This is a genomic window from Thermosynechococcus sp. QS41 (genome assembly GCF_031583515.1).
Taxonomy (GTDB): Bacteria; Cyanobacteriota; Cyanobacteriia; order Thermosynechococcales; family Thermosynechococcaceae; genus Thermosynechococcus.
In genome coordinates this window covers 245353-271877 of the sequence record NZ_CP134181.1, presented here as the reverse complement: position 1 = coordinate 271877, position 26525 = coordinate 245353, and the positions used below count along the sequence as shown (strand labels likewise).

Annotated in this window: 21 protein-coding genes and 1 tRNA gene; 12 read left to right on the top strand and 10 right to left on the bottom strand. The window is 54.6% G+C overall.

Translation table 11 applies throughout. The features are described from left to right. Nucleotides 1-33 precede the first annotated feature (33 nt). Genes gcvT through folB form a run of 3 tightly spaced genes read right to left on the bottom strand, consistent with a single transcriptional unit; the run spans nt 34 to nt 3506 of the window. Nucleotides 34-1110: a glycine cleavage system aminomethyltransferase GcvT gene (gcvT, locus tag RHJ80_RS01240; RefSeq protein WP_302678638.1), complete on the bottom strand. Its 1077-nt coding sequence runs from the start codon at nt 1108-1110 to the stop codon at nt 34-36. Further along, a complete protein-coding gene (locus tag RHJ80_RS01235; protein WP_310743986.1) occupies nt 1103-3139 on the bottom strand; it encodes a thioredoxin domain-containing protein in 2037 nt (678 codons plus the stop codon). Before RHJ80_RS01235 ends, gcvT begins: the two co-directional genes overlap by 8 nt. Further along, nucleotides 3123-3506 carry a dihydroneopterin aldolase gene (gene folB / locus RHJ80_RS01230; protein ID WP_255521478.1) on the bottom strand — a complete coding sequence of 128 codons (384 nt, stop codon included), beginning with the start codon at nt 3504-3506 and terminating at the stop codon, nt 3123-3125. The genes RHJ80_RS01235 and folB overlap by 17 nt, the downstream gene beginning before the upstream one ends. A gap of 12 nt (nt 3507-3518) precedes the next feature. On the opposite strand from folB, the gene cax reads away from it, so the two are divergent. Next, nucleotides 3519-4589 carry a calcium/proton exchanger gene (gene cax, locus RHJ80_RS01225; protein WP_302678637.1) on the top strand — a complete coding sequence of 357 codons (1071 nt, stop codon included), beginning with the start codon at nt 3519-3521 and terminating at the stop codon, nt 4587-4589. A 4-nt stretch (nt 4590-4593) separates the two neighbouring features. Here cax and RHJ80_RS01220 read toward each other — a convergent pair. Beyond that, nucleotides 4594-4674: transfer RNA gene (locus RHJ80_RS01220), tRNA-Leu, on the bottom strand. Nucleotides 4675-4797: 123 nt separating this feature from the next. On the opposite strand from RHJ80_RS01220, the gene RHJ80_RS01215 reads away from it, so the two are divergent. Beyond that, nucleotides 4798-5214, top strand: a complete 417-nt coding sequence (locus RHJ80_RS01215; protein WP_302678636.1) for a heavy metal-responsive transcriptional regulator — start codon at nt 4798-4800, stop codon at nt 5212-5214. Here the strand turns inward: RHJ80_RS01215 and pxcA are convergent, their stop codons facing one another. Beyond that, nucleotides 5215-6600 (bottom strand): proton extrusion protein PcxA, encoded by a 1386-nt coding sequence (gene pxcA, locus RHJ80_RS01210; protein WP_310743985.1) that lies wholly within the window; start codon nt 6598-6600, stop codon nt 5215-5217. Nucleotides 6601-6666: 66 nt separating this feature from the next. Between pxcA and RHJ80_RS01205 the strand changes: the two genes are divergently transcribed. The 8 genes from RHJ80_RS01205 (at nt 6667) to RHJ80_RS01170 (ending at nt 16243) form a co-directional block, all read left to right on the top strand. Further along, complete coding sequence (locus tag RHJ80_RS01205) at nt 6667-8727, top strand: hypothetical protein (RefSeq protein WP_310743984.1); 2061 nt, start codon at nt 6667-6669, stop codon at nt 8725-8727. A 13-nt stretch (nt 8728-8740) separates the two neighbouring features. Further along, the gene (gene metG, locus RHJ80_RS01200; protein WP_302678633.1) at nt 8741-10330 is read left to right on the top strand and encodes a methionine--tRNA ligase; all 1590 of its coding nucleotides are present in this window, start codon (nt 8741-8743) and stop codon (nt 10328-10330) included. 65 nt (nt 10331-10395) lie between these two features. Then, nucleotides 10396-11091, top strand: coding sequence for an NYN domain-containing protein (locus RHJ80_RS01195; RefSeq protein WP_149821272.1), 696 nt, complete (start codon nt 10396-10398; stop codon nt 11089-11091). Further along, complete coding sequence (gene lptC, locus RHJ80_RS01190) at nt 11078-12307, top strand: LPS export ABC transporter periplasmic protein LptC (RefSeq protein ID WP_302678631.1); 1230 nt, start codon at nt 11078-11080, stop codon at nt 12305-12307. Before RHJ80_RS01195 ends, lptC begins: the two co-directional genes overlap by 14 nt. Nucleotides 12308-12340: 33 nt before the next feature. Then, on the top strand, nt 12341-12934 hold the full coding sequence (locus tag RHJ80_RS01185) for a 2OG-Fe(II) oxygenase (RefSeq protein WP_310743983.1): 594 nt from the start codon (nt 12341-12343) through the stop codon (nt 12932-12934). Between the two features lie 42 nt (nt 12935-12976). Next, entirely contained in the window at nt 12977-13507 is a 531-nt protein-coding gene (locus RHJ80_RS01180) for a hypothetical protein (RefSeq protein ID WP_302677051.1), read from the top strand. Nucleotides 13508-13532: 25 nt separating this feature from the next. After that, nucleotides 13533-13991 carry a hypothetical protein gene (locus tag RHJ80_RS01175; protein ID WP_302677050.1) on the top strand — a complete coding sequence of 153 codons (459 nt, stop codon included), beginning with the start codon at nt 13533-13535 and terminating at the stop codon, nt 13989-13991. Between the two features lie 224 nt (nt 13992-14215). Next, nucleotides 14216-16243 (top strand): IMS domain-containing protein, encoded by a 2028-nt coding sequence (locus RHJ80_RS01170; RefSeq protein WP_310437900.1) that lies wholly within the window; start codon nt 14216-14218, stop codon nt 16241-16243. On the opposite strand, the gene RHJ80_RS01165 is transcribed toward RHJ80_RS01170, so the two are convergent. The 5 genes from RHJ80_RS01165 to glgA form a co-directional block, all read right to left on the bottom strand. Then, complete coding sequence (locus RHJ80_RS01165; RefSeq protein ID WP_206200705.1) at nt 16236-17114, bottom strand: carbohydrate ABC transporter permease; 879 nt, start codon at nt 17112-17114, stop codon at nt 16236-16238. The genes RHJ80_RS01170 and RHJ80_RS01165 overlap by 8 nt on opposite strands. Continuing rightward, nucleotides 17111-18259: a glutamine-hydrolyzing carbamoyl-phosphate synthase small subunit gene (gene carA, locus RHJ80_RS01160; RefSeq protein WP_206200704.1), complete on the bottom strand. Its 1149-nt coding sequence runs from the start codon at nt 18257-18259 to the stop codon at nt 17111-17113. Before carA ends, RHJ80_RS01165 begins: the two co-directional genes overlap by 4 nt. Before the next feature lie 93 nt (nt 18260-18352). Next, a complete protein-coding gene (hrcA, locus tag RHJ80_RS01155; RefSeq protein ID WP_310801303.1) occupies nt 18353-19411 on the bottom strand; it encodes a heat-inducible transcriptional repressor HrcA in 1059 nt (352 codons plus the stop codon). A gap of 136 nt (nt 19412-19547) precedes the next feature. Further along, on the bottom strand, nt 19548-20846 hold the full coding sequence (locus tag RHJ80_RS01150) for a recombinase family protein (protein WP_310801302.1): 1299 nt from the start codon (nt 20844-20846) through the stop codon (nt 19548-19550). Nucleotides 20847-20866: 20 nt separating this feature from the next. Next, the gene (gene glgA / locus RHJ80_RS01145; protein WP_206200701.1) at nt 20867-22291 is read right to left on the bottom strand and encodes a glycogen synthase GlgA; all 1425 of its coding nucleotides are present in this window, start codon (nt 22289-22291) and stop codon (nt 20867-20869) included. A gap of 121 nt (nt 22292-22412) precedes the next feature. On the opposite strand from glgA, the gene RHJ80_RS01140 reads away from it, so the two are divergent. Both RHJ80_RS01140 and ppsA read left to right on the top strand, forming a co-directional pair. Beyond that, entirely contained in the window at nt 22413-23708 is a 1296-nt protein-coding gene (locus tag RHJ80_RS01140; protein WP_310801301.1) for a glutamate-5-semialdehyde dehydrogenase, read from the top strand. A gap of 360 nt (nt 23709-24068) precedes the next feature. Beyond that, entirely contained in the window at nt 24069-26507 is a 2439-nt protein-coding gene (gene ppsA, locus RHJ80_RS01135) for a phosphoenolpyruvate synthase (protein ID WP_310801300.1), read from the top strand. Nucleotides 26508-26525 lie beyond the last annotated feature (18 nt).

Genomic DNA, 26525 nt, shown 5'->3' with positions numbered 1-26525 from the left:
CTGATGAATCAAATTTTAGCGGAATTGCAGCGGCTACCGAGGACGGCGATAGAACGGGCGAGGAACCACCACGGCTGGGACTTGGCGATCGCGCACCTGTATCGCCAGTTCACGACCGATGTGGGCAAACTCTGGAAAGACATAGCCAAGGGCGATCGCCTTCCCCAAGGTGGGAGATAGGGTGCCACTGGTAACCTCCCCCACAGCCTGTGCCCCCGCATAGATAGGATAGCCGTGGCGAGCGATGCCTTTGCCCACCAGTTCTAACCCCACCAATTGCCGCTCAATCCCCTGCTGCTTTTGGGCTAAGAGAGCCGCACGACCCACAAAATCGGGCTTTTGCCAATCAATCAGCCAATCGAGACCCGCCTCTAGGGGAGTGGTTTGCTCATCCATGTCTTGGCCGTAAAGGAGCATGGCCGCCTCCAAGCGCAGGGTATCCCGCGCCCCCAAGCCACAGGGAGTCACACCCGCCGCCAGCAGGGTTTGCCACAACTGTTGCCCCAATTCTGGTGCCACAAGAATTTCCCAACCGTCTTCGCCGGTGTAGCCCGTACGCGCAATCCAAGCGGGCTGTTCCAACAGGTTCACTTGAGCATGGCGATAGGCCTTGAGGTCATTTAGGGGGCGATCGCACAGGGGAGCTAAGGTCGCTGTCGCGGCAGGGCCTTGAAGGGCAATCAGTACCTGTGTCGCTGACTCATCAATGAACTCAATACTGGCGGGTAAATACGTCTGCAACCATGCCCAGTCCTTGGCAGTGGTGGCTGCATTGACAATACAACGCACTTGACCCTCGCCTATGTAGAGAATGACATCATCGACAATGCCCCCGGCCTCATTCAGGAGAACGGTGTATTTCGCTTGGCCGGGCTGGAGACGACTGAGATTGGTGGGTACCCGTTCTTGGAGTGCCGCGATCGCCTCAGAACCGCGCAGCAGAAACTTGCCCATGTGGGAAATATCAAACATCCCCACCCGCTGCCGCACCGCTTGGTGTTCCTGCAAAATGCTGCTGTACTGCAAGGGCATCTCCCACTCGCCAAAGGGGGTAAACCGTGCCCCTTGATGCAGGGAATAGAGGGGCGTACGACGCAACGCTTCAGCCATAGAGATTATCCAGTTGTTGTTGTAGTTGGGTGGGGGTCAGTGCCGGTTCGCGGCAGCGCAAGCCTTCACAGACAAGGGCGACTGGCTCGAGGTCATCGCGAACTTTGAGGACAGCCGTTGGCAAGTAGCGCTCCCAGAGGGTTGTAACCTGATCAGGCCGCGCTTGCACACAGACAGGACGCAGATACCACTGCAACGCCGCCAAAAGGCTCGGACAACTCTGGGGAGACTCCTTCATCAACGGGCTAAAGAAACGCAATCCCTTTTCTGCCTGTTCGAGGTAGGCAGGATTCTCTGTAAGCAAAAAGAGTTGCACCAAGTTGGCGATCGCCACCCCATTCGCAGAAGGTGTAGCATTATCGAGACCTTCCCGCTGGCGCACAATCAAATCGGCGCGCTCCGGTGCATTGTAGTAGCCCCCCTCTGTTGCCGCCAATTCCTGATCAAAGAGGGTTTGATACTGCGTGGCCAATTCCAACCACGGCTGAGCCGCCTCCCCCACCGCTAAACTGGCTTGATGCAGGGCAAGCAGGGCTTGGATCCAGTAGGCACAATCCTCGGCCTGCGCCACTTCGGCCACGGTGCCGCCATAGTTGAGGCGGTAGAGTTTGCCTTCTTGATATTGATGCTCGTGGAGCCATTGTGCCGCTTTAGCCGCTCGCTGCCAGTAGGTGCGCTCTCTCCAGACTTGGGCTGCCGTTGCTAAGCCAGTGATCATCAGGCTATTCCAAGCCAAAATCATTTTTGTATCAGTGACCGGCGGAATCCGTCCCGGCCAAGCCTGTCCCTTTGCGGTTGCATTATCCGTGGCCACGGGAAAGGGTTGATCCATGGGCGTATCGGCACCATAGCGGCGAGCAAAGAGTTTACGCAGAATCGGTGCTAGCACCTCAGGATTCGCCGGCGGGCGCACTTGCTTGAGCACAATCTTGCCCTCGAAGTTGCCCCTGGGAGAGATGTCAAAGTGGGCTTGCAGTTGTGCCAATTCCGTTGGGGTTAGGGTCTGCTCTAGCTCTGCATATTGCCAGCAATAAAAGGCGCCCTCCTCGGGTTCAGGATCATTGGCACTGATAAAGCTATCGGCATCCTGTGCTGCATAGAAGTAGCCCTCAGGGGCCGTCATTTCGCGATCAAGCCATTGAATCGTTTGGGCAATTGCAGCGGGAATCTGGGGGGCGCGATCGCCCTGCTGCCACAGCCGCGCTAGATAGGTCACAATTTGGCCATTGTCGTAGAGCATTTTTTCAAAGTGGGGCACTGTCCATTGGGGATCCACGGTGTAGCGATGCCAACCACCGCCCACATGGTCATAGATCCCCCCCCGCAAGAGGTTGTGTCCCCGCAACTGACACAGCTGCAACAGTTCTGGGGGATCGGGACTGAACGCCAGCCCCTGTAGGAGCATTTGGGCATAGGGCATCATGGGGAAGCAGGTGCCTTGGGGGCGATCGCGCAAAATCGGCGTCACTTGGCGAATCCCTGCCCTTAGGAGTTCTTCAGTCAAGGGGACGGCTTCTCCCATCTCAGGGGGGGGAGCGAGATATTGCCAGAGCGTGGCCTGTTGGGCAGCGAGCTTGTCCTTTTCTTGGTCATAGAAGCGGCGCACCGCCTGCAACACCTGTAAAAAGCCCGGACGGCCATAGCGCGGCTGCACAGGAAAGTAGGTACCACCATAAAAGGGACGGCGATCCTGCGGCGTCAGGAATACATTGAGCGGCCAGCCTCCTTGACCCGTCATCAGTTGCAGTGCCTGCATGTAAATACTGTCCAGATCGGGTCGCTCCTCGCGATCCACCTTAATCGGCAGGAAATGGGCATTGAGATAGGCGGCAATCTCCAGATCCGAAAAGGCTTCCCCCTCCATGACAGTGCACCAGTGGCAACTGGAGTAACCAATCGAGAGAAAAATCACCCGATCCTCTGCCGCTGCTTTGGCAAGGGCTTCATCACACCACGGCCACCAGTCAATGGGGTTTTCGGCATGCTTGCGCAAATAGAGACTTTGGCACTGGCTAAGGCGATTCGGCATGGCAGCGCACCATTTCAACACTAATTTGACCCGTAAAATTGGGCACGGGGGGGGCAAGTTTGGTTACACGCACAGCAGCTCGCTGCACTTGGGGGGGCGCTAGGCACAGTTTCATAATTGCTGCTGCTAGGGTCTCAATTAAGTGAAAGCGTTGCTGCTGCATTAACTGCTCGATGGCTTGCAAGAGGGGGCGATAGTCAAGGGTGTCCTCAAGGCGATCGCTGGCCGCCGCTTGTGCCATATCCAACCAGAGCTTAATATCAATCTCAAACCACTGGCCGAGAATTTGTTCCTCTGGTAGGGCGCCCGTATAGCCGTAGTAGCGAATTCCCGAGAGGTGGAGACAGTCAGTTGATGATTCGCTCAAGGGGATCGATCCATGACAACACAGGAAAAAATTCTGCTGGGCCTACTGATTTTTGTGCCCCTTGCCCTCCTTAACTTTATCGTCAAAATGCCGCCAATGGTGAGCTTTATCCTCAGTGGTCTCGCCATTGTGCCCCTTGCGGCTGGGATTGCCAATTCCACAGAGGCGATCGCCGAAGTCATTGGCCCTGCCCTTGGCGGACTCTTGAATGCCACCTTTGGCAATGTCACTGAGATGATTATCGCCATTGTCGCCCTGCGTCAGGGTCTGGCAGAGGTGGTAAAAGCCAGTCTCAGCGGTGCCATTATTGCCAATTTGCTTTTGGGATTGGGTCTGGCCATTGTTGTTGGGGGCATCCGATTTCCAGAGCAGCAGTTCTCAGCACCTGTGGCACGCATTAATGCCTCTGCCCTCACCCTATCGGTGATTGTGCTGATGACCCCGACCGCGATTCAGGCGGCGGCACCCAGTGTGCCGCTTCACTTGATTGATCACTTCTCCTATGCGTCGGCGATTTTGCTGCTGATTTTTTACGGTCTGATGTTGCTCTTTTCCATGAAAACCCATCGTCACCTCTACCTGATGGATGAGACGATCGCTGGTCAGGAACCCTCCCCCACTGTCAATCTCAAGGTGCCCCTTGCCATTCTGCTGGTGGGTACGATTTTGCTAGTCTTTGTTTCCGACATCCTCGTGGATAGTTTGCAGGACAGCATTAGTGAAATCGGGTTGACCCAATTGTTTACAGGCGTGTTTCTCATTCCCATTTTCAGCAGTGTGGTTGAGTTCATCACCTGTATCAAGTTTGCCCTCAATAATCGTATGGAAGGGGCAGTGGCGGTGGCGATTGGGTCTAGCCTGCAGATTATCCTTTTTGTGGCGCCGGTGCTTGTGCTGGTGGGCTGGCTCTTGGGACAACGGGAGATGAACCTGAGCTTTAACCTCTTTGAGCTACTGGCAGTTGTGGCTGCTGTCGCGATCACTAACTCCATTAGTAGTGATGGGCGCAGCAATTGGCTAGAGGGCGTCCTGCTGATAATGACTTACCTCGTGCTGGCGATCGCCTTCTTTATTCACCCATAAACAATGCGGATGGCGAGACTCGAACTCGCAAGGCAAAGCCACACGCCCCTCAAACGTGCGCGTATACCAATTCCGCCACATCCGCGTAGCTTTATGATTATAGCGCAGATGGCTGAATTTCTGAAAGTGGTGATCTGGCCTCTCGATGGCAGAAAATTAAAGTGCCCTTCTCTAAAATCGCTGTCTTGCTGATCTTGGGAGAACTGCCATGAATGCAGCTGCCTACTTGATTGGTACCGTTGCCCACAGTAGTGGCCTGCCCGTCAAGACCATTCGCTATTACGAGGAATTGGGGCTGTTGCGAACTGTTGGCAGAACCAGTGGGGGCTATCGCCTCTTTGCTGAGGATGTTTTTGCTCGCCTAAGTTTTATCAAACGTGCCCAGTCCCTTGGCCTCACCCTGAGCGACATCAAAGCCTTGCTTGAGGTATACGATCGCGGTGAGATTCCCTGTGATCACATCAAGGAAAAGTTAGAGGAAAAATTGGCGGCCATTGAGGCACAAATTCAGCAGTTGCAGATTCTTAAACAGGAATTGCAAGGCCTCCTCTCCGGCTGGCGATCGCCCGCGCAACTCCAAGAGGGCAGGATCTGTCCCATTCTCCAGCCAGTGGTGTGCTCCTAACTACTCGTTCATATTCTTGTAGGTGGCCACTGCCGAAGGGGAAATCTGGTTGAGATAGCGGAAAATCCAATACTTAAATACCGTATCGAGCATCACCGGAAAGGTGGCAATAAACATGTTGATAAAGTCCTCATTGCGCGGAAAGCCAAAGTGCTCGAGGGTATTGTTCACCAACACTTCCCAGCCGTGGGGGGAGTGGTATCCGACAAAGACATCCGTAAATAGGATAATGATAAAGGCTTTGGCACTGTCACTGAGGCCATAAACCACTTCATCCAAAAAGACCTTGACAATGGCCAGTTGCCGCTGACCTGTGAAAACCAGCACCAGAAAGACGGTAAACCCCAAGGCATCGGAAAGGATGTTTTTCAGGGGTTCAATCAGTTGCTTTTGGTATTCCGTGGATAGCTCGATCGCCTTCTCGCGGATGCGGGCTTGAATTTCCTCTGCAGAAACAGGAACATTGCTCACCAGACTTTCAAAGCGAATTTTATTTTCAAAGCGAGCCAGTTCATCGAGAATGTTGTCCTCCAGTTGGGAGTTAATGATGCGTTCAATTTGCCCCACCGCCTTAAAGTGGTTGACGAGGGGGCTGACAATGAGTGCCTTGGAAATTTGCTGGGTCAACAGGGGCAAAATCACCAGCAAGAGCATAAAACGAACCGCCAGACGGGTGCGCAGCTTTGAGGTGCGAAAATCACGAACGACTTCAGCTTCGGTGGTTTCATCAGAATTGAGTTCACGGCGAAAGCGATCGGCGGTGCGCAAAATCGAGCGCGGAATAAAGCTGCTGCTGTCCAGCTTGGAATCATCGGTGAGATCATCACTGATATATTCGGAAAGATAAAGGGAATCATCCTCAATTTTGTCGAGGGCAGCCGCCTGCTGGCGTTGTTGGGGATCTTGGCGACTGAGGCTGGGACGGGCAAGGGCATTGAGTTCCTTTTCACGCTGCCGTTTATAGCGGTTGAGGGTGGCATCAATCACCCGCAGCTTTTCATAAACGCTGGGTTCCTCGGTCGTGCTACTGACGGTAGCCGTCACCGTATAGGTTGCCGTTGCACCATTGACACTATCGTTGACAGGAGTGGGGGGGCTTTGGGGGGGAGCAAGGGGCAAAATTTGACGGCTGGCGCGAAACTCCATCATCCGCATACGAATGGTTTTTAGCAGTTGTTTTAGCTCTGTCTCGAAGTAGCTAGAGACTTCTCCCACGGGTAGATTGAGGAGACTAATCGGTTGACCGTCAAAGTGTTCCAGTTCGATGGCGCGAATTTTCAGAGCGGCTTCATAGGCTTCCTGTAGGGCGCGGTTCGGAGTTGTGCGATACCACTGCTCTGCACGCTTGATCCAGTCTCTGAGGCGAATAAAGGGGTTGCTGGACATTGCTATTGTTCTCTTACCGCAGCAGCAATAAATCGATAGGATAGATAGAATCGTAGCAAATTGGCTTTGCGGGCTTTGTTGGCGGTGTTGCAGTGGATCAGTGGCGGTAGTCGCAGTGGCAAGACCTGTGCACTGGTAAGGGAATTTGCCCAGTGGGTCGGGCAGGACAAGTCCGTGATTCCCCGTGAGCGATCGCTCCTCTTTTTGACGGATAGCGTAGAAGGCCGCCAAGCCATCCAACGGGAAATTGAGTCACAGTTGGGCAGTGGCTACAGACCTTACATCACCACGCCAGTGGGCTTCATGCAGGATGAGGTGGAACTTTTTTGGCCGCTTCTGGTGCAGACGAAGGCCGTCGATCCGCATCCCCCTTTGCGTCTGAAACCAGAAACGGAGTTGGTGTGGGCACAGCGGTTGTGGCAGCCTTGGCTTGCCAACCAGACGTTTGCTGTCCTCAGTGAAAATCGCGATCGCGCCACTCGCCATCTGCTTGATATTTTTCAATTGGCTGCCTTTGCCCGCCTCAGCCTCGATGATCTACCCCAACTCATTTGGGATCATCAGCTTGAGATGCCTTCAGAAACCGTGGGGGCGATCGTCACTGCCCTGAAACAGTGGCAAAGTTGGTGTACTGCCCACAGCCTTCTCACCTACGGCATTACCACGGATTTATTTGGCCGAGTTCTCCTTGACCATCCTCGATACCAAGCCTCCTTGGGGCAACGGTTTCAGTGTCTTTTGGCTGACAACACCCACAACTATCCAGCGGTGATGGCGGATTTGATCGCCCGCTTCAACCAACAGGGGATCAAGATTGTCCTGACTCACCAACCCATTGGCGCTGTCCGTCTCGGTCTGGGAGCTGATCCCGATGCGTTTCTCAGCCTGAAAAACCAAGCCACCGTCATTGAGCAACCCTGCCCTGCCGAAACGATTTTTGGCAACACCCCTCTCCAAACTGAGATTCAAGAACGCCTCACTACGCCCCAAGCTACGCTGCCCGAAAACATCGCGGCTATTCAGACCACTTCGCGGATGCAACTGTTGCAGGAAGTGGTTGCAACGATCGCCACCGCCATTCATCAAGGGATGGTGCAACCAAACGAGATCGCCATCCTTGCCCCCGGTTTAGATAGCGTTGCCCGCCATGTCTTTAGCACTGAGTTAAAAAAACGCGACATTCCCTTGGTGATCTGGAATGAGCAGCGCCCTCTGATTCAATCCCCCTTTGTGCGTGCCCTTTTGACGCTGTTGCTGTTTGTTTATCCGCGAACGGGAATGATCCCAGAGGCAACGGCGGTTGCGGAGATGTTAACGGTTTTGCTGCCGCGAGCGATTGATCCTGTGCGGGCAGGCTTGCTCTCTTGCTATTGTTTTCAGCCGGGTCTGGAGAAAGCCGAACTGCTGAGTACAACCCAGTACAGCCATTGGGATCGCTTTGGTCATCGTGCCACGGACGCCTATGAGAACTTGCGTCATTGGCTGAGCACACTAGATCCTAGCCAAATGCCTGTGTATCTCCTAGAGGCGGCGATTCAACGCTATCTCTGGCCACACAACCTGACAGCCAGTGAATTGGCTCCCCTGCGATCGCTCCTTGAGGGCACAGCCGCCTACTGGCAAATTTATGATCACCTCCCAGAACACCGAGCTACGCCAACGGCTGAGCGACTACGGGAATGGATCGCCCTACTGCGGCGGGGAATTGTAACCGCTGATCCCGCTCCACCCCTGCGGCAGCCCCAAGGGGTCTTACTAGCAACCACATTTCAATATCGCAGTGCCCAACTGGCTCATCGCTGGCATTTTTGGTTAGATGTCGGCAGTCCGCGTTGGCAGGATGGCGGCTTGCAATGTCTTTGGCAGGCGCCGATCTTTTTGCGGCAGGGGGCGGCGAGTCCCAGTGCACGGGTGTGGCAATTGGAGTCAGAACGTCTGGAGCATTTACTGGTGGATCTATGTTCACGGGTGAGCGATCGCCTATTCCTTTGCCACAGTGACTTGGCTGCCAATGGCAGTGAGCAAGAAGGCCCCCTGAGTCCTTGGGTGGATCTGGCGGTGGGCGATCGCCTCCAAGCTGTTACCGATGGCACTATGATAAATAACGCGATTTGCTCGTCCTCCTAGGGAGAAACACTGCTTGTCACCGCACTTTTCACTCACTACCCCCCTGTACTACGTCAATGCCCTTCCCCACATTGGCAGTGCCTACACAACCATTGCTGCCGATGTGCTTGCTCGCTTCTATCGTTTGCAGGGCTATCAGGTGCGGTTCATTACCGGTACCGATGAGCATGGCCAAAAAATTGAGCGCACCGCCCAACAGCGGGGTCTCAGTCCCCAAGCCCACTGCGATGAGATTGCCGCTGGTTTTCAAGCCCTGTGGCAACAATTGAATATCCACTACGATCGCTTTAGCCGCACCACCAGTCCTCGCCACCACGCCATTGTCAACGAGTTTTTTCAGCGGGTATGGGACAACGGCGACATTTACCTCGGTCAGCAGCAGGGTTGGTACTGTGTCGAGTGCGAAGAATTCAAGGAGGAACGCGAACTGCTTGAGGGTCGGCGCTGCCCGATCCACGTGAATCGGACGGTGGAATGGCGAGATGAGCGCAACTATTTTTTCCGCCTCTCGAAGTATCAGCCGGCGCTCTTGGACTACTACGCTGAACATCCTGACTTTGTCCAGCCCCCTAGCCGTCGCAATGAGGTGCTGAGTTTTATTGAGCGGGGGCTGCAGGACTTTTCCATTTCGCGGGTGAATCTGGCATGGGGGTTTCCCGTGCCCACGGATCCAGATCAGACCCTCTATGTCTGGTTTGATGCCCTCTTGGGCTATGTCACTGCCCTCTTGGAACCAGAAGATGAGCCAACCTTAGCCAATGCCCTCAAAACTTGGTGGCCGATTGATCTGCACATTATTGGCAAGGATATTCTTCGCTTCCATGCCATTTCTTGGCCGGCAATGTTAATGTCGGCGGGTTTGCCACTGCCAGAGCAGATCTTTGTCCATGGCTTTCTCACCAAGGATGGTCAAAAAATGGGCAAAAGTCTGGGGAATACCCTTGATCCCTTTGCCTTGGTGGCGCAATACGGTGCCGATGCCGTGCGTTACTACTTCATGAAAGAGGTGGAGTTTGGCCGCGATGGTGACTTTAGCGAGACCCGCTTTGTCAATATCCTCAATGCGGATCTGGCCAATGATCTGGGCAATTTGCTCAATCGCACGCTGAAAATGGCTTGGAAATATACCGATGGGAAAGTACCCAATGTCCAAGGGTCAGCGATTCCGCGCGAGCATCCCCTGCGGCAACTGGCGGAGCACCTCTGCCAAACCTATGGCCAAGGGTATCGGCAACTGGCCTTCCATGAGGTGTGTCAACAGGCACTGACGCTGGCACGGGCGGGGAATAAGTTCCTTGATGAAGAGGCACCGTGGAAACGCTATAAGGCTGGGGAAACGCAAGCGGTGGCGGAGATTCTCTACTGTGTATTGGAGTCAGTGCGCCTTGTGGCCTATGTCCTTGCCCCGATTATCCCCCAACTGAGTGAGGCTATCTATGGGCAGTTGGGCTATAGTATTAAATTTAACGGATCAGTTGACCCCGACCTTTTGGGCGATCGCCAAGCCCAGTGGGGTGTTTTACCTGCGTCACAACCTCTGGCCAATCCAGAGCCGATTTTCCAAAAACTGTCGCTGCCTGCAACTGTCGCTGATTCCCCTTGACGCGCGATACGCTAGAGGTATGACTTCATATTTCGATAACACACTTTTTTTGAGATGATTTCTACATGGTTACATCTTCGTCTTCAGCTATTTACACGCCAGAACAGGTGTTACAAAATCGCGGGCGCGTTGCCATTTTTATTGATGGCTCCAACCTCTTCTATGCAGCACTGCAACTGGGCATTGAAATTGACTATTCAAAACTCCTCTGCTACTTGACCCAAGGTTCCCGTCTCTTTCGCTCCTTCTTCTATACAGGGGTTGACCCCACCAATGAAAAACAGCAGGGGTTTTTGCTGTGGATGCGCCGCAATGGCTACCGTGTCGTCTCCAAGGAACTGGTGCAGCTGCCGGATGGCTCGAAAAAGGCCAACCTTGATGTGGAAATTGCCGTCGATATGATGGCACTGGTGGGCTGCTATGATACGGCCATCTTGGTTAGCGGCGATGGGGATTTGGCCTATGCGGTGGATGCTGTGAGTTATCGGGGGGCACGGGTCGAGGTGGTGAGCTTGCGATCGATGACGAGCGATAGCCTGATTAACGTTGCCGATCGCTACATTGATCTCGAAAGCATCCGCGAAGAAATCCAAAAAGCACCCCGCCCAACCTATACCTATCGCCCCGTCACGGGTAGCCTGACGCCGCCCCCCATTGTGACTCCCCATTGGGAGCAAGATACCGCCGAAGGGAAAGATGAAGCTGCGCCCAATAAGTCACCCGAGACCCTAGAGAACCTAGACAACAATGCCTCTGCCTAGACCCCTCCTCCCCCTTTGCCTTGTACTGGCCTTGACAGGCTGCGGCTGGGTGGATCAATGGGTGGGCGAGGAACCCTCACCAGAACCAGAAATCACGGGGGATGTCAAGCTGCAAAATCTGACCCTACGGCAAACCAATGCCAAAGGTGAACTTCTCTGGTTATTACAAGCGGCGGGAGCGCGCTATCGCGATGACGATCGCCAGCAATTGGAGATTCAAAACCTGACGGGGGAATTAAAGGCAGAGGGCAAAACTGCTTACAAGGTGCAAGCTAAGGCAGTCAATGTGCGGCAGCGGGATGGACAACTCTGGATTGAAGGCCGCACCACCGTCACTGATCTCCAGCAAAAGGGGACGATTGTGGCCGATCAATTGGTCTGGCAGGGCGATCGCGGCGTTCTCATTGCCCAGAAAAACTTGCAAGCCCGCTATCCCCAAGTCACTGTTACTGCTAAGCGCCTCGAAGCCGATAGCCAACGCCAAGAACTGCGTGCCCTCAATGCCGTTCAGGTGACCTCGTCAGCCAAGGAGGCCAAGGATTTGCGACTCAGTACGGAGAGTCTAGTGTGGCAGCAGCAACCCAATCGACTGTTGGCAGGGGTGATTGGTCAAGGGGGGGTCACCGTCCGCGGTGTGGCGGGCGATCGCCAAGGGCAGCGGCTGCAAGCCCAAAGGGCCATCTGGTCGATTAGCGATCAGGTAGTTACCCTTGAGGGGGGTGTTCAAGTGCAGCTTCCCAACCCTGCCCTACGGGTTGAAGGAGAAACGGTACGCTGGTTGATTCCGCAGCAGCAATTGGTGAGCGATCGCCCGGTGCGGGTGCAGTCCTCCACTCAAGGCATTCAAGGGCAGGCCAATCGTGGTGTCTTCCTGATGGCTGAAAACCGCGCCATCTTTGACAATGCCCAGATCAATAGCCAACCTCAACAGGCACAACTGCGTGCCCAACGCCTCAATTGGTGGATTCCCCAAGAGCGGGTGGAAGCCAGCGGTCAAGTGGAAATTCAGCGCCCCAATGCCCACCTGCGCACGGCTCAACTGATTTGGCGGATTCCTCAACAGGAAGTGGAAGCCCAAGGGGGCGTCTTTTACCGCCAGCGCAATCCCCGCATTCAAATTCAGGGACAGCGGGCAAAGGGGTGGCTCGATCGCCAAGAGGTGATTGTCAGTGGCAATGTCCAAAGTGAAGTACCGCTGCAACTACGCCTCCCCTAAACCGATGGTAGAGATAGCAACAATCTTTGCCCTATGAGTGCTGCACCATTGCAAATTCTTGACTTGGGGGGTGAGATTCTCCTTTTTCAGCGTTTGATTCCGGCTCACCAGTGTCAGCAGGTGATTGCTACGGCTGAGAAGGTGGGGTTTGAGGATGCACAAATTCTCATGGGGACGGTCGATCGCTCAGTGCGCGGCGGCAGTTTGCTCCGCTTTGATCCCCAAGATCCCCAACAGGCGACAATGCGGCAGATTCTGCTTCAAGCCACACAAACGATTCAGATTGTTCTCTACCAGCACTATGGCATTCGCTTTCCTGAAATTGAGAACTTCTCGATCCTGCGCTATCGCGTGGGCGAGGGCTATCGCCGCCATGTGGACAACCTGCTGCTGGCCAGTCGGCAAATGGAACTGGCGCAAGGTATCCCAACACGGGATGTGAGTTTAGTGGGCTATCTCAACGAGGACTTTCAGGGGGGAGAAACCTATTTCGATCGCCAAGGGGTGAAGGTCACCCCACGGACGGGGGATGTTGTTGTTTTCCCTGCCTACTACACCCATCCCCATGCGGCTTTGCCCGTGGTGCAGGGGACTAAATATGCCTTTGCCACTTGGCTATTCTATTGATGGATGATCATGAACCCTTGAGGCAATAACTCAGCAACAACCATGACTGAACCTCTGCGCTTCAAAACCTCGCCCCTGATTTCTGGAACGCTCATTGCCCTCTATGGCGCACTCACACTTCCTCTCCCCTTTTTGGCGGCACAGACGGCGGCGCCTGTTTCACCCCTGCTGCTTTGGGGGGCGATCGCCTGTGGGGGCATTTTGCTCTGGGGGGCACTGAGTCAGCGGGTAGAACTGGACGCGCAAGGGATTTGCCTCACCTATCCCGGTTGGGTGCCCCCCTTCCTGCGGCGGCAGTGGCAACTGGCTTGGTCAGAGATTCAAGGGCTTCAGCCCCGCAGTACCAGCCAAGGGGGCTTGGTCTATTATCTAGTCACTGCCACAGGTCAGGGGTATCTTCTGCCGATGCGAGTGGCGGGGTTTGCCCAAATGATGCGTGCCATTGAAGCTCATACGGGATTGCCCACAGAGGTGATTAAGCCCCTTGCTCAGCCTTGGATGTACGGTATTTTGGCCGTCTTTACGCTGCTATTGGGAGCGGTTGATCTGTGGATTTTGACCACTGTGGGATAATAGGGGCGTGTTGAAGTGCTGAGCGATGACCATGAGTGCGAATCGGTTTGTGGCATATCTGCGTCGAGGAGTGGTGTGTTTGCTCCTGAGTGTCCTGTGCTGGTCAAGTATCGCCCCGCTGCCGGCGATCGCCGCTATTCAAGTGCGGCTCTTTGACCTCAGTTACCACGAATGCCCGCCAGAAATTGGTGAAGGTTCAGTCACACCCGGGGGCACGACCCTCAAGGCCAACTGCTACCTGATTACTGGCAAAGCAGAGAATAAATCCGGCAAAACAGTGGTGGATGCCGATGTCTTTGGCCGCATCTACGATGCCAATGGCAATCCAGTGTTGCAAAACCGCACACGGGTTGGGGCAATTGATGTGATTCCACCCGGCATTAGCGATTTTGAAATTCGCATTAGCGTGCCCTACGACCAACCAACACCTTTGCAGTTGGAGCAATTTAAGGCCTCTGGCTTTACAGCAAAAGTGCGCGGCTAAGCCAGCCAATCTCTGCGCAAACTCGCACTGAGGGGCAAAAATTGTGATATCCTAGAATGTTTGATGCTCCCTTTTTTCTGGGAATCCTCTGTAGGGTTATTCCCAAAGGGTTCTGGTGTCATTTCTAAACCCTTAGCCATTTTTGGAGGGGTTCCCTGTTCTTCCTAAATCAAGGCACGTGTTGCGGTTGATGGACTGGTTTATCTCTAGAGGTTTGGGTTCAGGTGCGCATTCCCCTCGACTATTACCAAGTGCTGGGTGTGCCAATTCAGGCAACGCCGGAGCAAATCGAGCAAGCGTTTCAGGATCGGCTGTTGCAACTGCCCACCCATCAACACTCCCCCACCACCGTTGCCACCCGTCGTGAACTCATTGAGCAAGCCTATGCGGTTTTGCGAGAACCTGAGCAGCGCCATGCCTACGATCGCCACTGCTGTGCCGTTGACCCCAATGATTTGATTGCCCAGTTGGATCCCGATGCCACCGCTCCCCACCTTGAAATTAGTGATCAGCAATTTTCGGGGGCGCTCCTCCTGCTCTATGAACTGGGGAACTACTCCCAAGTGGTCAAACTGGGAGAACAATTCCTAAAGGAGGATGCTTTTGATCTCAACCGCCCCTATACTTCCTCTGCCGCCGTTGCTGACATTACGCTGACTGTGGCTTTGGCCTATTTGGAATTGGGACGCGAGGAATGGCAGCGGCAGTCCTACCAAGCAGCCGCCTCTCGCCTCGAAGCCGGTCTAGAGGTACTTCAGCGGGCGAACCTGTTTCCCGACCTCCAGGAGCAGTTGCAGACGGAACTGCATCGGCTGCGTCCCTACCGCATTCTGGAGTTACTGGCACTGCCTCTATCCGATAGTGTGAATCGGCAGCGGGGTATTTTATTGCTGCGGGAGATGCTCAGCGATCGCGGGGGCATTGAAGGTCGTCATGATGATCACTCTGGCCTAGGGGTTGAGGATTTTCTCAAATTTATTTTGCAACTGCGCAGCCATCTCACCGTAGCAGAGCAACAGGAACTCTTTGAACGAGAATCCCGCCGTCCCTCAGCAGTAGCGACCTATCTGGCAGTGCATGCGCTGGTGGCACGGGGCGTACAGGAACTTCAGCCGAGCTATATTCGCCGTGCCAAGAATTTACTAGAGCGACTCTCCCCCAATCAAGACATCTACCTCGAACTGGCCAGTTGTTTACTGCTGTTGGGACAACCTGCTGAGGCCTTGGCCGCTCTCGATAAATCTCAAGATCAGCAGAGTCTCGCCTTTATCCGCCGTCATTCCCATGACTCCAGCGATCTGCTGCCGGGCCTGTACTACTACACAGAGCAATGGCTACGGGAAGAAATTTATCCTGCTTTTCGGGATTTGGGGGAAACGCCGGTGGCCTTGGATGCCTACTTTGCGGATCCCGATATCCAAACCTACTTAGAGGCTCTCAGTGACGACTCCTTTGCCCCTGAACCGCCCAGCACCACTGCCTCTGCCCTCCCCGAAGTCATTAGACCAACGGTGGCCGTGCCGCCGCCCGTCTCCTTCACAGCGGAAACGTTGCCCTTGGAGTATCATACTGGGCTGGGTCAAGGCTTTTCGGCAGCGGCTGCTACCCGCTCTTCAACCGCAACGGAGACCGACACGCCCCCAGCATCCACTCGCAAACGGCGCCGCCCTCCAACCAGTCACCACAAAAAACGTCAGACTTGGTTTTGGATGGGTGCAGGGGTTGTTCTTGTTGGGTTAGGCGCCTTGGCAAAAGTCTATTGGCCAGCCAAAACGGCTGAAGCCCCACCACCACCACCGCCAGTGACCCCGACGCCAACTCCTGTGGCAACGCCAACCCCAACGCCACAACCAACGACCTTAGCCACCACCTTAACGCCGGAGATGGCACGCGATCGCCTCCGCACGTGGCAGCAAATTAAAGCCCAAGCCCTTGGCACGGCATTTGAGATGGACAAACTAGCAACGATTTTGGCGGAGCCAGAACTCAGCCGCTGGCGATCGCGGGCACAGAGCTTAAAATCCGAGGGTAGCCATTGGGTCTATACCCTGCGGAACCTAGAAGTGAAGGAAGTCCGTCCCCGAGGCAGCGATCGCGTGGATGTATTGGTGGAAGTCAATGAGGATGCCCGTTTCTATGAACAGGGAACCCTACGCAATGATATTTCCTATAGCGATCCCTACCGCGTCATTTACACCTTTACCCGTCGCGGCAATCAATGGTTGATTCAACGCATGCAGGTGGTTAGCTAAGGGGCATTTCCACCTGTCGGCCAAACTTGAGATTCAAGAGAGACAACGACAGGATAAATAGGAATAAGACCAGTCCCATCGTACAGGCGTAGTTGATCTCTAAGCGCTGAAAGGCATTCTCATAGATGTAATAAACAATTGTCTTGGAGCTATTGAGGGGCCCCCCTTGGGTCATGACATAGACCTCTTCAAAGACCTTCGTGGCAGAAATTGCTGAGATAATGCTCACCAAAAGAATATAGGGACGCATCAGCGGTAGGGTAATATCCCAATGCTGTCGCCAGCCGTCACTGCCATCGAGTGCTGCCGCTTCGTAGAGTTCACCACTAATCCCCTGAAGTCCCGCCAGATAGATCACCATGTAGTAGCCCAAGCCTTTCCAAATCGTGACGGCCATGACACTAAAGAGGGCAAGTTGGGGACTTGTCAGCCAAGGAATCGGGGTGTCCCGCAGATGCAGACCCTGTACCAGTTGATTGAAGAGGCCATTGGGGGCATAGAGCCAGCGCCAAGCAATCCCCGCCACCACCATTGAGATAATCACGGGGCTGTAGTAGGCAGCACGAAACCAGTGGATGCCCCGCAGAGGTTGATTGACCAGAATCGCCAACAGCAGGGGGGCGATCGCCAGAATCGGCACCACGACCACTAAATAGAGGAAAGTATTGGCCAAGGTTTTCCAGAAAACACCATCGCGCCACAATTGCGCAAAGTTGGCCCATCCCACCCACACAGGCGGACTCAGGAGATCCATCTCATAGCGGGTGAAACTCAGGAAAAAGGCCTGTAGGGCTGGCCAAAAGACCGTCAGTGTGAGTAACCCCAAGGCCGGGGCAAGAAAGAGATAGGGGGTGAGCGATCGCCCTTTCATTGGCTGCGGGGGTGTTGTTGACGATAGGCACGCATTTGCGCCACAAAGTCGCCAAAGAGATAATCAGCATCGTGGGGACCGGGGCTGGCCTCAGGGTGGTACTGCACTGAGAAAATCGGCAATGTTTGGTGCTTCAGACCGGCAACGGTTTTGTCATTGAGGTTAAAGTGGGTAATCTCAACGGGGGTTTGGGCAAGGGATTCTTCAGTAATGGCAAAGCCGTGGTTTTGGCTGGTAATTTCCACTTGCCGGGTCAGGCCAGCGGGCTGGTTCAACCCGCGGTGACCAAATTTCAGCTTGAAGGTTTCCGCCCCCAAAGAAAGTCCCAACAACTGATGCCCCAGACAAATGCCAAACATGGGACGCTGAGCCGCCAGTAATTTGCGTGCGGTTTCAATGCCTTCCTGAACCGCCGCAGGGTCGCCGGGGCCATTGGAGAGGAAAATGCCATCGGGGTCATAGCTGAGAATCGTTTCCGCTGGGGTATCCGCCGGCACAACAATCACACGGCAACCATAACTAGCCAAGCGACGGAGAATGTTGCGCTTCACGCCAAAGTCAATGGCCACAACTGTCAAGGGTGGCTCTTCGGTGGCTGTTTGGGGACGAAATTCCCAAGCCGGAGGCGTCGGTTCTGTCCATTCATAGGGGGTGCGGGTGGTCACCACCTTGGCTAGATTTTGTCCCTGCATACTGGGAGCGGCAAGGACTTTTTGCAGCAGTTCAACGGGATCAAGGATTTCCGTGGAGATGCCGCCATTCATGGCACCGACAGTACGAATTTTGCGGGTGAGGGCGCGGGTGTCAATCCCGTAAATGGCGGGAATGCGATGGGCTTTGAGGTAATCAGGTAAGGATTGTTGCGATCGCCAGTTACTGGGAATGTCACAGATATGGCGAGCAACCGCACCGCGCACTTGGGGGCGATCGGATTCATCGTCTTCGGGCGTGGTTCCAGTATTGCCCAACTCAGGGTAGGTGAATGTCACGATTTGACCACAATAGCTTGGGTCAGTGAGTACCTCTTGATAACCCGTCATGCCGGTATTAAAGACCACTTCGCCAATGGCTGTTCCCGGTGCCCCAAAGGAAAAACCGCGAAAGACTGAACCATCGGCAAGAACCAGCAAGGCGGGTGTCGGCATTTCAATATCTCCAACTGGGAAAGCCCAATAGTTTATTGTGCATGATAAAGCCGGCCGTTGACTGCACAAGAATTCTCGGATGTTTTGATTTTCTTACTTGCGGCGACTCACCTGTTCGGTTAGATAATCTGCCGCTGTGGCCACTAGGGGAATAATCCGTGCATAGGGCATCCGCGTCGGCCCTAGAATGCCAATACTGCCCACGGGGGAGTCCCCATAGCAATAGCAGGAATAAACCAGTGTACAGGACTGCATCGGCGCTAAGGTATTTTCACTGCCAATGCGGATTTGCACCTGCGAGGGGGCTTGGCTATCGCCACTGATCAAGGGAGCCAGTTGATCCTGTTGGTCTTCGAGAAGATGCAGTAGCATTTGCACCTGCTCCACTTGGGAAAACTCCGGCTGCTGGAGAACATCGGCAAGACCACTGATGACAAAGGAAGTGCCTTGGTGGCTGTAGCGATCGCTCAACTGCCGCAGTAGGGTCTGAAGCTGCTGACTGTAGGTCTGAAACTCCAAATCCAGTTTTTGCCAGTCAATGGCACTGAGTTCCACCAGCGATCGCCCCTGCAACTGATGATTGAGGAAGTTAGTCAGTACCTGTACAGTCCGCTCCCGCAGCTCAGGATCCTCTTCCCCTTGCCCCAATTGGATCAGTGCCGACTGGGTTTCGTAGGTATCGAGCACAAGAATCACCATCACCTGCTGGGAATCCAAGGCGACCAGTTGAATCACCCGAATCTGCCGCTCCAAACGATTGGGGAGCGTAATCAGGGTAATGTAACCACTGAGATCCGAGAGCAACTGCGCCGCTTGCCGCAAGATCACCTCAAGGCGTTGTTGTCCCCAGATAAACCGCTCACTCAAGAGACTCTCGGCTTTGCGAGCCACATCGGGAATGGGCTGGATCAGTTCATCCACATAGACGCGATAGCCAGAATCAGAGGGCACCCGCCCTGCGGAGGTGTGGGGTTGGTAAAGCAGGCCACTTTTTTCGAGGAGCAGCATCGTATTGCGCACCGTGGCCGGGCTGACGTTGAGGTTGTATTCCGTGGCGATCGCTTTTGAGCCGACGGGTTCTGCCGTGGCAATGTAATGGTTAATCGTGGCGCCAAGAATTTGTTTTTGGCGATCGCTGAGTTCAATCGTCATAACCCCTTACACCTGTGACTTGTTATCTGTGTTTTTTATCTATCTATAAACTAGCCTTTGTATTTCAGCAATTCTGAGTTGCAACTTGCGGCTATGGCGATTGGTCTTTTGTGACTAAAAACTCAGCTAGAAAGGGCTAAGCAGTACTGCCAATGGGGGATTCCCAAATAAATTGCAGATGGATCGACCAAGGCTGTGGCGGGCGGCTGGTGACCGCTATGGCATGTAAAAACTCCCGTAGATAGAACCGTTGCTCTGCTGCCGAGAGTTGGTACCAAAATTGCGGCTGACCAAGGGTAACCGCCAGTTGCAAAAGATTACTAGGGGGCAATTGGGCCTGCTGTGCCTCAATTTGTGCCCGTTCCCCAGCCAGTTTATAGCGGCGCAGTTGAGCGGTTTCGGGATCCAAGAGGCCTTGGGCTTCTAGTTCGGCAAGGCGGTGCAGTTGGGTTTCAATTGCTTGCAGTTGAGCCGTCAACGGTGGCGGCGGCAGCGACAGTTGGGCGATCGCGGGCGGCAGGCGCTCAGCAATGTGATCAATCACAGCAGCCAAGGCCGCGTCGTAGGGAATGCTGCGACATTTGGGGGAGAGGGGACAGTGCAGGGGACGCAAATAAGCATATTGGCTCGGTTGGCGGTAAGGCTGCACCTGAGTCCGGCCAAAGCGTTGCTGACATTGGCGGCAAATCACCAATCCCGCCAGAGGATGGGGGGCACTGGCACTGCGACGAGGCAGAGAGCGTTGGCGTCGCAACAGCCGATCCACCTGAGCCGCTTCATCGGGGGCAATCAGGGGGGCATGGGTTTGAGGAATCACCGTTTTCCCTTGGTAGTACAGATGGCCGCGATAGACGGGGTGGGTCAACCAGCGCCGACCGGTCGCTACGCTAATCTGCTTGTGGTGGGTGGTGGCAATAAAGCGCACCGCTGCACTGAGGGAGCCATAGAGGAGAAAATGCTCGACAAAATCCTTGACGACAACGGCTGCCGCTCGATCAATGACATAGTGCTCTTTGCCCCGGCGATAGCCATAGGGAGCACGACCCGGCGGCGGACGATGCTTGAGGCGATTGCGGGCATGGCCATGGCAGAGAGTGTGGTGATGGAGTTGCTGCTTTACTTGATCCCAAAGGGATAGCAGCTGATCTCCGCTGGGGGGGCGATCGCTTACGTAGCCTTCGGCTAGGGCAATCACCATAATACCCGCTGCCTCCAGTTGCCGCAGGCGATCGCTCACTTCCATCACCGTTTGGCCAAGGGCACTTAATTGGTGCAACAGCCAATAGCCCGGTGCTAACCGCTGCAACCAGTACCGCAACTGCGGCCGAGCAGCCTCCACATCCAGTACCCAGTGGTCAATCTCCTGCCCCCACACTTGGGGATCGGGTAGGGGCTGCCACAGGGGATCAATGTACTCGTAGGCAATAATGACCACACATTACATCGTCCTGAGGATCAGGTCGTTGCCGGTACTAGGGTTGGACTAGGATTGGGCATGGTCTCCGGCGGCAAGCCATAAATGGAGTTATAGAGGGCATTGTAGGCTAGTGCTGATTTTGTCCAGCTAAAGTCCTCGCGCATACCCCGCTGCTGGAGGGTGTGCCACTCCCGTTTGTAGCGATACCCTTCCCACGCCCGCACTAGACAGGTGTAGAAGTCAAGGGGTTCATAGCGGTCAAAGCAGTAGCCCGTTCCCGTTTGCTTCTCGGGGTCATGGTGAAAGACGGTATCCACAAGGCCACCGGTACGGCGCACAATTGGTACACAGCCATAGCGCAGGGCAATCATCTGAGCAATGCCACAGGGTTCAAAGCGACTCGGCATGATGAAGGCATCGGCACCGCCATAGATCCGCCGTGAGAGGACATCGCTGTAGAGCAACTGGACACTACAGCGCCCCGGAAACCGTGAGGCAATTTGCCACATTTGGGTTTCGTAGTAGCGATCGCCCGTTCCCAAGAGGACAAACTGGCTATCGGTGTAGGCCAAAAAGCGATCCAGCACCTGAATCAACAGATCCAACCCCTTTTGCTCCACCAAGCGGGTGACCATCCCCACCAAGAAAGCACCGGAATTCACCTCCAACCCCAGTTCCTCTTGGAGCGCAATTTTGTTGGCCTTACGCCGCTCAAGGGTATCTACGGTGTAGTTTTGCACAAGGGCGCGATCGGTACTGGGATCAAAGACCTCTGTATCAATCCCATTCAGAATGCCGGAGAGCTTGCCACTAATAAACGACAGCAGCCCTTCCAATTTCTCACCATATTCGGGGGTTTTAATCTGTTCGGCGTAGGTGGGCGAAACCGTATTGACGCGATCGGCATACTGCAGTGCTGCTGCCATCGTATTGTGCCCCTGCATGTACCACGGACACCAAGTAATTTGCTCGAGGCGCCACCGCCAGGGCCCTTGATAGGCCAAGTTGTGAATGGTGAACACAGTGGTGATGTCGGGATCCTGATGCATCCACACTGGGATCATTCCCGTGTGCCAATCGTGGCAATGGATAATCTGGGGTTTCCAGTAGTTCCAAGCAAATTCTGCTGCCCCATTGGCAAAGAAGGTGAACCGCCAGTCCTCATCCTCCCCGTAGTAGATGCGGCGGGGATTAAAGCAGGGATGGCCAAACAGGTAAAGGGGCACGTCCGACCCCGGCAACACCGTTTCATAGACATGGAACGTCTGAAACATGGCATGGCCAATCCAGATGGGATCCTTGGGAATCTCCACCTTGTCGGGCAAGAAGCCATAGTAGGGCATAAAGATGCGCACATCATGTCCCATGCGGCGTAACACCTTGGGCAGGGAACCCACCACATCTCCCATGCCCCCCACTTTCGCCAGCGGTGCCGCCTCAGCAGCAACAAATAGAATTCGCATGATCCTCCTGAACCTGTTTTTTGGCCAATTCTAGGGCAACGCAATTGCCGTTAACCTACCACAAGTGCGGGACAATTTGGCGTACGATCGCTCTTATACGTCTTTGGAATTGGCAACCCCTATGGCAGATTCTCCCCTCGTGCAACGGGTCAAAGAAGTTCATGAGCAGGCGCGTCTGTTGGCTCAGCTGGATGCCACTGCCCGCAATGATGCCCTAGAGCAGGTGGCCTGTGCCCTTGAAGCGGCGCGGGAGGAGATTCTGGCGGCCAATGCTGCCGACTGTGAGCAGGCCAAGGCCAATCAGCTCAATCCTTCTCTCTATGCGCGGTTGGAACTGAGTCCCAGTAAACTAGCGGCGGCGATCGCCGGGGTGCGTCAAGTGGCGGCCCTTGCGGATCCTCTGGGTCAGCGCCAACTCCATCGCGAATTGGATACAGGCTTAATTCTCAGTCGCGTCACCTGCCCTTTGGGGGTGCTGGGGGTAATTTTTGAAGCGCGTCCCGATGCCGTCGTGCAGATCGCTTCCTTGGCAATTAAATCGGGGAATGGCGCCATTCTCAAGGGAGGACAGGAGGCGAGTCGCTCGTGCCAAGCGATTATGCAGGCCATTCACAGAGGGCTAGAAAAGTCGGCAGTGCCCGCTGGGGCGATCGCCCTCCTGATGCGGCGGGCAGAAATTACGGAATTGCTGCAACTGGATCAATGGGTTGATCTGATCATTCCGCGGGGTTCCAATGAATTTGTACGTTATATCCAGAACAACACGCGGATTCCTGTGCTGGGGCACGCCGATGGTCTGTGTCATCTCTATGTGGATGTCGCTGCAGATCTGGAGAAGGCGATCGCCATTACCCTCGACGCCAAAACCCAGTACCCGGCTGCCTGTAACGCCATTGAGACGCTTCTTGTCCATCGGGGCATTGCCGAGGCCTTTTTACCCAAAGTGGCTGCTGCCCTTGAGAAAGCAGGGGTGGAATTGCGGGGGGACGCGATCGCCTGCCACCTTGTGCCCATGACCCTTGCCAGTGAAGCCGACTGGGCGACAGAATACTGCGATTTGATCCTCTCCATCAAAGTTGTTCCGGATCTCGATGCCGCGCTGGATCACATTGCCACCTATGGATCGGGGCACACTGAAGCCATTGTTACCGAGGATGCTGCCGCCGCCGCCCGTTTTCTGCAAGAGGTGGATGCCGCTGGCGTTTTTCACAATTGCTCCACCCGCTTTGCCGATGGCTTCCGCTATGGCTTTGGCGCTGAAGTCGGTATCAGTACCCACAAACTACCGCCGCGAGGCCCGGTGGGGCTAGAGGGATTAGTCACCTACAAATACCAACTGGTGGGGAATGGCCACATTGTGGCAACCTATAGCGGCGCCAATGCCAAACCCTTTACCCATCGTGATTTGGAATCCTAACGAATTTAAGGGATTGTTAAGCAACAAACAAAGCCAATTTTTCTGTTTCAGAATGGAGATATAGGGCAATAGTGATTTAACCACCGTGCAGATGATGACCGCTGCAAACTTTGCCTATCCAGTCTCCGTTGGAAATGTGTTGCGTGCTTTACCCAGTGTTTGAGCAAAGGAGCAGCCTGCGTTTGTCAACGGACAATTCTGACTTGGGAATTGCGTGCAGTTAGGTGATTCACAGATTCACGATAGCAAAGGGAGCCAAAGACACTCAAAACTTTAACGGCTCAAGCACTGCTGTTGCATCCCCAGAGGGACAGCAAACGGCAATTTAATCAATGAAACTTAATGTTTGGGAGCATAACAATGACTCAATCCATCCCTAGACCAACCAGTGAAGTGACCCATCGGGAAACAGCGTTTGTTTTAGAACTGAATTCCTTGAGCTGCAAAGACCTGCCACTGGTAGGGGGCAAAAACGCTTCCTTGGGGGAAATGCTCCAACAACTGACGCCCAAAGGCATTAATGTCCCCGATGGTTTTGCGACCACAGCCTATGCCTACCGTTACTTTATCCAAGCGGGAAATCTTGATACCCAACTGCGGCGGCTCCTTGAAGGTCTCGATGTCGAGGATGTCACAGAACTCCACCGCGTGGGGCAAGCGATTCGCTCGCTAATTTTGCACACGCCGTTTCCCCAAGAATTGACGGATGCGATTGCTGCCGCCTACCAAAAAATGTGCGATCGCTATGGCTCGAATACGGACGTGGCGGTTCGCTCCAGTGCCACCGCTGAAGATTTGCCCGATGCTAGCTTTGCCGGTCAGCAGGAAACCTACCTCAATGTCCATGGTCTCAAGGGCGTTCTCGACGCCTGTCATCGCTGCTTTGCCTCACTCTTTACGGATCGGGCGATCTCCTACCGCCAGATCAAAGGCTTTGACCACTTCAATGTGGCCCTGTCGGTGGGGGTGCAAAAAATGGTGCGCTCCGACTTGGCCTGCTCTGGGGTGATGTTCTCCATTGACACAGAAACGGGCTTTAAGGACACTGCCCTGATCACGGCCGCCTATGGCTTGGGTGAAAACGTTGTCCAAGGCGCCGTCAACCCCGATGAATACTTGGTCTTTAAGCCAACCTTGAAGGCGGGCTATAAGCCGATCCTGAAAAAAGCCCTCGGCACCAAAGAAATTCGCATGGTCTATGCCCTTGGCGGAACGAAGCTCACCCGCAATGAACCCGTGCCTGAGCCCCTGCGGAAACAATTTGCCCTCAGCGACGAAGAAATCCTCACCCTAGCCCGCTGGGCCTGCCTCATTGAGGAGCACTACTCTGCTCTGCGGGGAACCTACACCCCGATGGATATTGAGTGGGCAAAGGATGGCCTCACAGGTGAACTCTTTATCGTGCAGGCGCGCCCCGAAACCGTCCAATCCCAAAAAGCCACGAACGTGCTGCGCAGCTACCATCTTGAAGCAAAAGGAACGCTCCTTGCCACAGGTCGGGCAGTTGGCGAAATGATTGGCCAAGGCCGTGCCCGCGTCATTCTCAATGTCCGCAATATCGATCAGTTCCAAGCGGGGGAAGTGCTGGTGACCCACCGCACGGATCCTGATTGGGAGCCCATCATGAAAAAAGCCAGTGCCATTGTCACCGATCAGGGGGGACGCACCTGCCATGCGGCGATTATTGCCCGTGAGTTGGGCATTCCTGCGATTGTGGGTTGTGGTGATGCCACCGAAACCATCCCCAATGGTGTTGAGGTCACAGTTTCCTGTGCAGAAGGGGAAGAGGGGCACGTCTATCAAGGATTACTGCCCTTCCATGTGGAGGAAGTGGCTCTGGAAAATCTGCCGCGAACCCGCACCCAAATCCTGATGAATGTGGGTAACCCAGAAGAGGCCTTCAGCTTGGCGGCAATCCCCAATGATGGGGTGGGGTTGGCACGCATGGAGTTTATTATCGCCAACCACATTCAGGCGCACCCCTTGGCATTGCTCCACTACGATGAGTTGACCGATGAGGTGGCGAAGCTGAAAATTGCCGAGCTGACTCAAAACTACACCGACAAGGCGGAATACTTTGTCGATAAGTTGGCTCAGGGGATTGGGGCGATCGCTGCCGCCTTTTATCCCAAGCCTGTGGTCGTGCGCATGTCCGACTTCAAAAGCAATGAGTACGCCAACCTCTTGGGCGGTCGCCAGTTTGAACCCCATGAAGAAAACCCAATGATTGGCTGGCGGGGCGCCTCCCGTTACTACGACCCCAACTATGCCGAAGGCTTTGCCCTTGAATGCCGCGCCATGAAGAAAGTCCGCGATGAGATGGGGCTGACGAACGTGATTCTGATGATTCCCTTCTGTCGTACCCCAGAGGAAGGACGGCGAGTACTGGCAGAGATGGCCAAACATGGGCTGAAGCAAGGGGAAAATGGTCTGCAAGTCTATGTGATGTGCGAACTCCCCAGCAACGTGGTGTTGGCGGATGCCTTTGCCGAGGTCTTTGATGGCTTCTCCATTGGCTCCAATGACCTGACGCAACTCACACTGGGGTTGGATCGCGATTCGGCCTTGGTGGCGCACCTGTTTGATGAACGCAATGAAGCGGTCAAACGCATGGTGGCGCAAGCGATTCAAACGGCGAAGGCCAAGGGGCGCAAAATTGGCATCTGTGGTCAAGCCCCCAGTGACTATCCTGAGTTTGCTCAATTCTTGGTAGCGCAAGGGATTGACTCCATTAGCCTCAACCCCGACTCCGTCCTGAAGACGATGCTGCAAATTGCTGAGGCTGAAAAACAGGCCTAGAGTGCACAACCCAGTGAC

Coding starts and splice junctions, on each gene's coding strand:
- gcvT (WP_302678638.1), bottom strand. CDS start 1,110: ATGGCTGAAGCGTTGCGTCGTACGCCCCTCTATTCCCTGCATCAAGGG.
- RHJ80_RS01235 (WP_310743986.1), bottom strand. CDS start 3,139: ATGCCGAATCGCCTTAGCCAGTGCCAAAGTCTCTATTTGCGCAAGCAT.
- cax (WP_302678637.1), top strand. CDS start 3,519: ATGACAACACAGGAAAAAATTCTGCTGGGCCTACTGATTTTTGTGCCC.
- RHJ80_RS01215 (WP_302678636.1), top strand. CDS start 4,798: ATGAATGCAGCTGCCTACTTGATTGGTACCGTTGCCCACAGTAGTGGC.
- pxcA (WP_310743985.1), bottom strand. CDS start 6,600: ATGTCCAGCAACCCCTTTATTCGCCTCAGAGACTGGATCAAGCGTGCA.
- RHJ80_RS01195 (WP_149821272.1), top strand. CDS start 10,396: ATGGTTACATCTTCGTCTTCAGCTATTTACACGCCAGAACAGGTGTTA.
- lptC (WP_302678631.1), top strand. CDS start 11,078: ATGCCTCTGCCTAGACCCCTCCTCCCCCTTTGCCTTGTACTGGCCTTG.
- RHJ80_RS01185 (WP_310743983.1), top strand. CDS start 12,341: ATGAGTGCTGCACCATTGCAAATTCTTGACTTGGGGGGTGAGATTCTC.
- RHJ80_RS01180 (WP_302677051.1), top strand. CDS start 12,977: ATGACTGAACCTCTGCGCTTCAAAACCTCGCCCCTGATTTCTGGAACG.
- RHJ80_RS01175 (WP_302677050.1), top strand. CDS start 13,533: ATGACCATGAGTGCGAATCGGTTTGTGGCATATCTGCGTCGAGGAGTG.
- RHJ80_RS01165 (WP_206200705.1), bottom strand. CDS start 17,114: ATGAAAGGGCGATCGCTCACCCCCTATCTCTTTCTTGCCCCGGCCTTG.
- carA (WP_206200704.1), bottom strand. CDS start 18,259: ATGCCGACACCCGCCTTGCTGGTTCTTGCCGATGGTTCAGTCTTTCGC.
- hrcA (WP_310801303.1), bottom strand. CDS start 19,411: ATGACGATTGAACTCAGCGATCGCCAAAAACAAATTCTTGGCGCCACG.
- glgA (WP_206200701.1), bottom strand. CDS start 22,291: ATGCGAATTCTATTTGTTGCTGCTGAGGCGGCACCGCTGGCGAAAGTG.
- RHJ80_RS01140 (WP_310801301.1), top strand. CDS start 22,413: ATGGCAGATTCTCCCCTCGTGCAACGGGTCAAAGAAGTTCATGAGCAG.
- ppsA (WP_310801300.1), top strand. CDS start 24,069: ATGACTCAATCCATCCCTAGACCAACCAGTGAAGTGACCCATCGGGAA.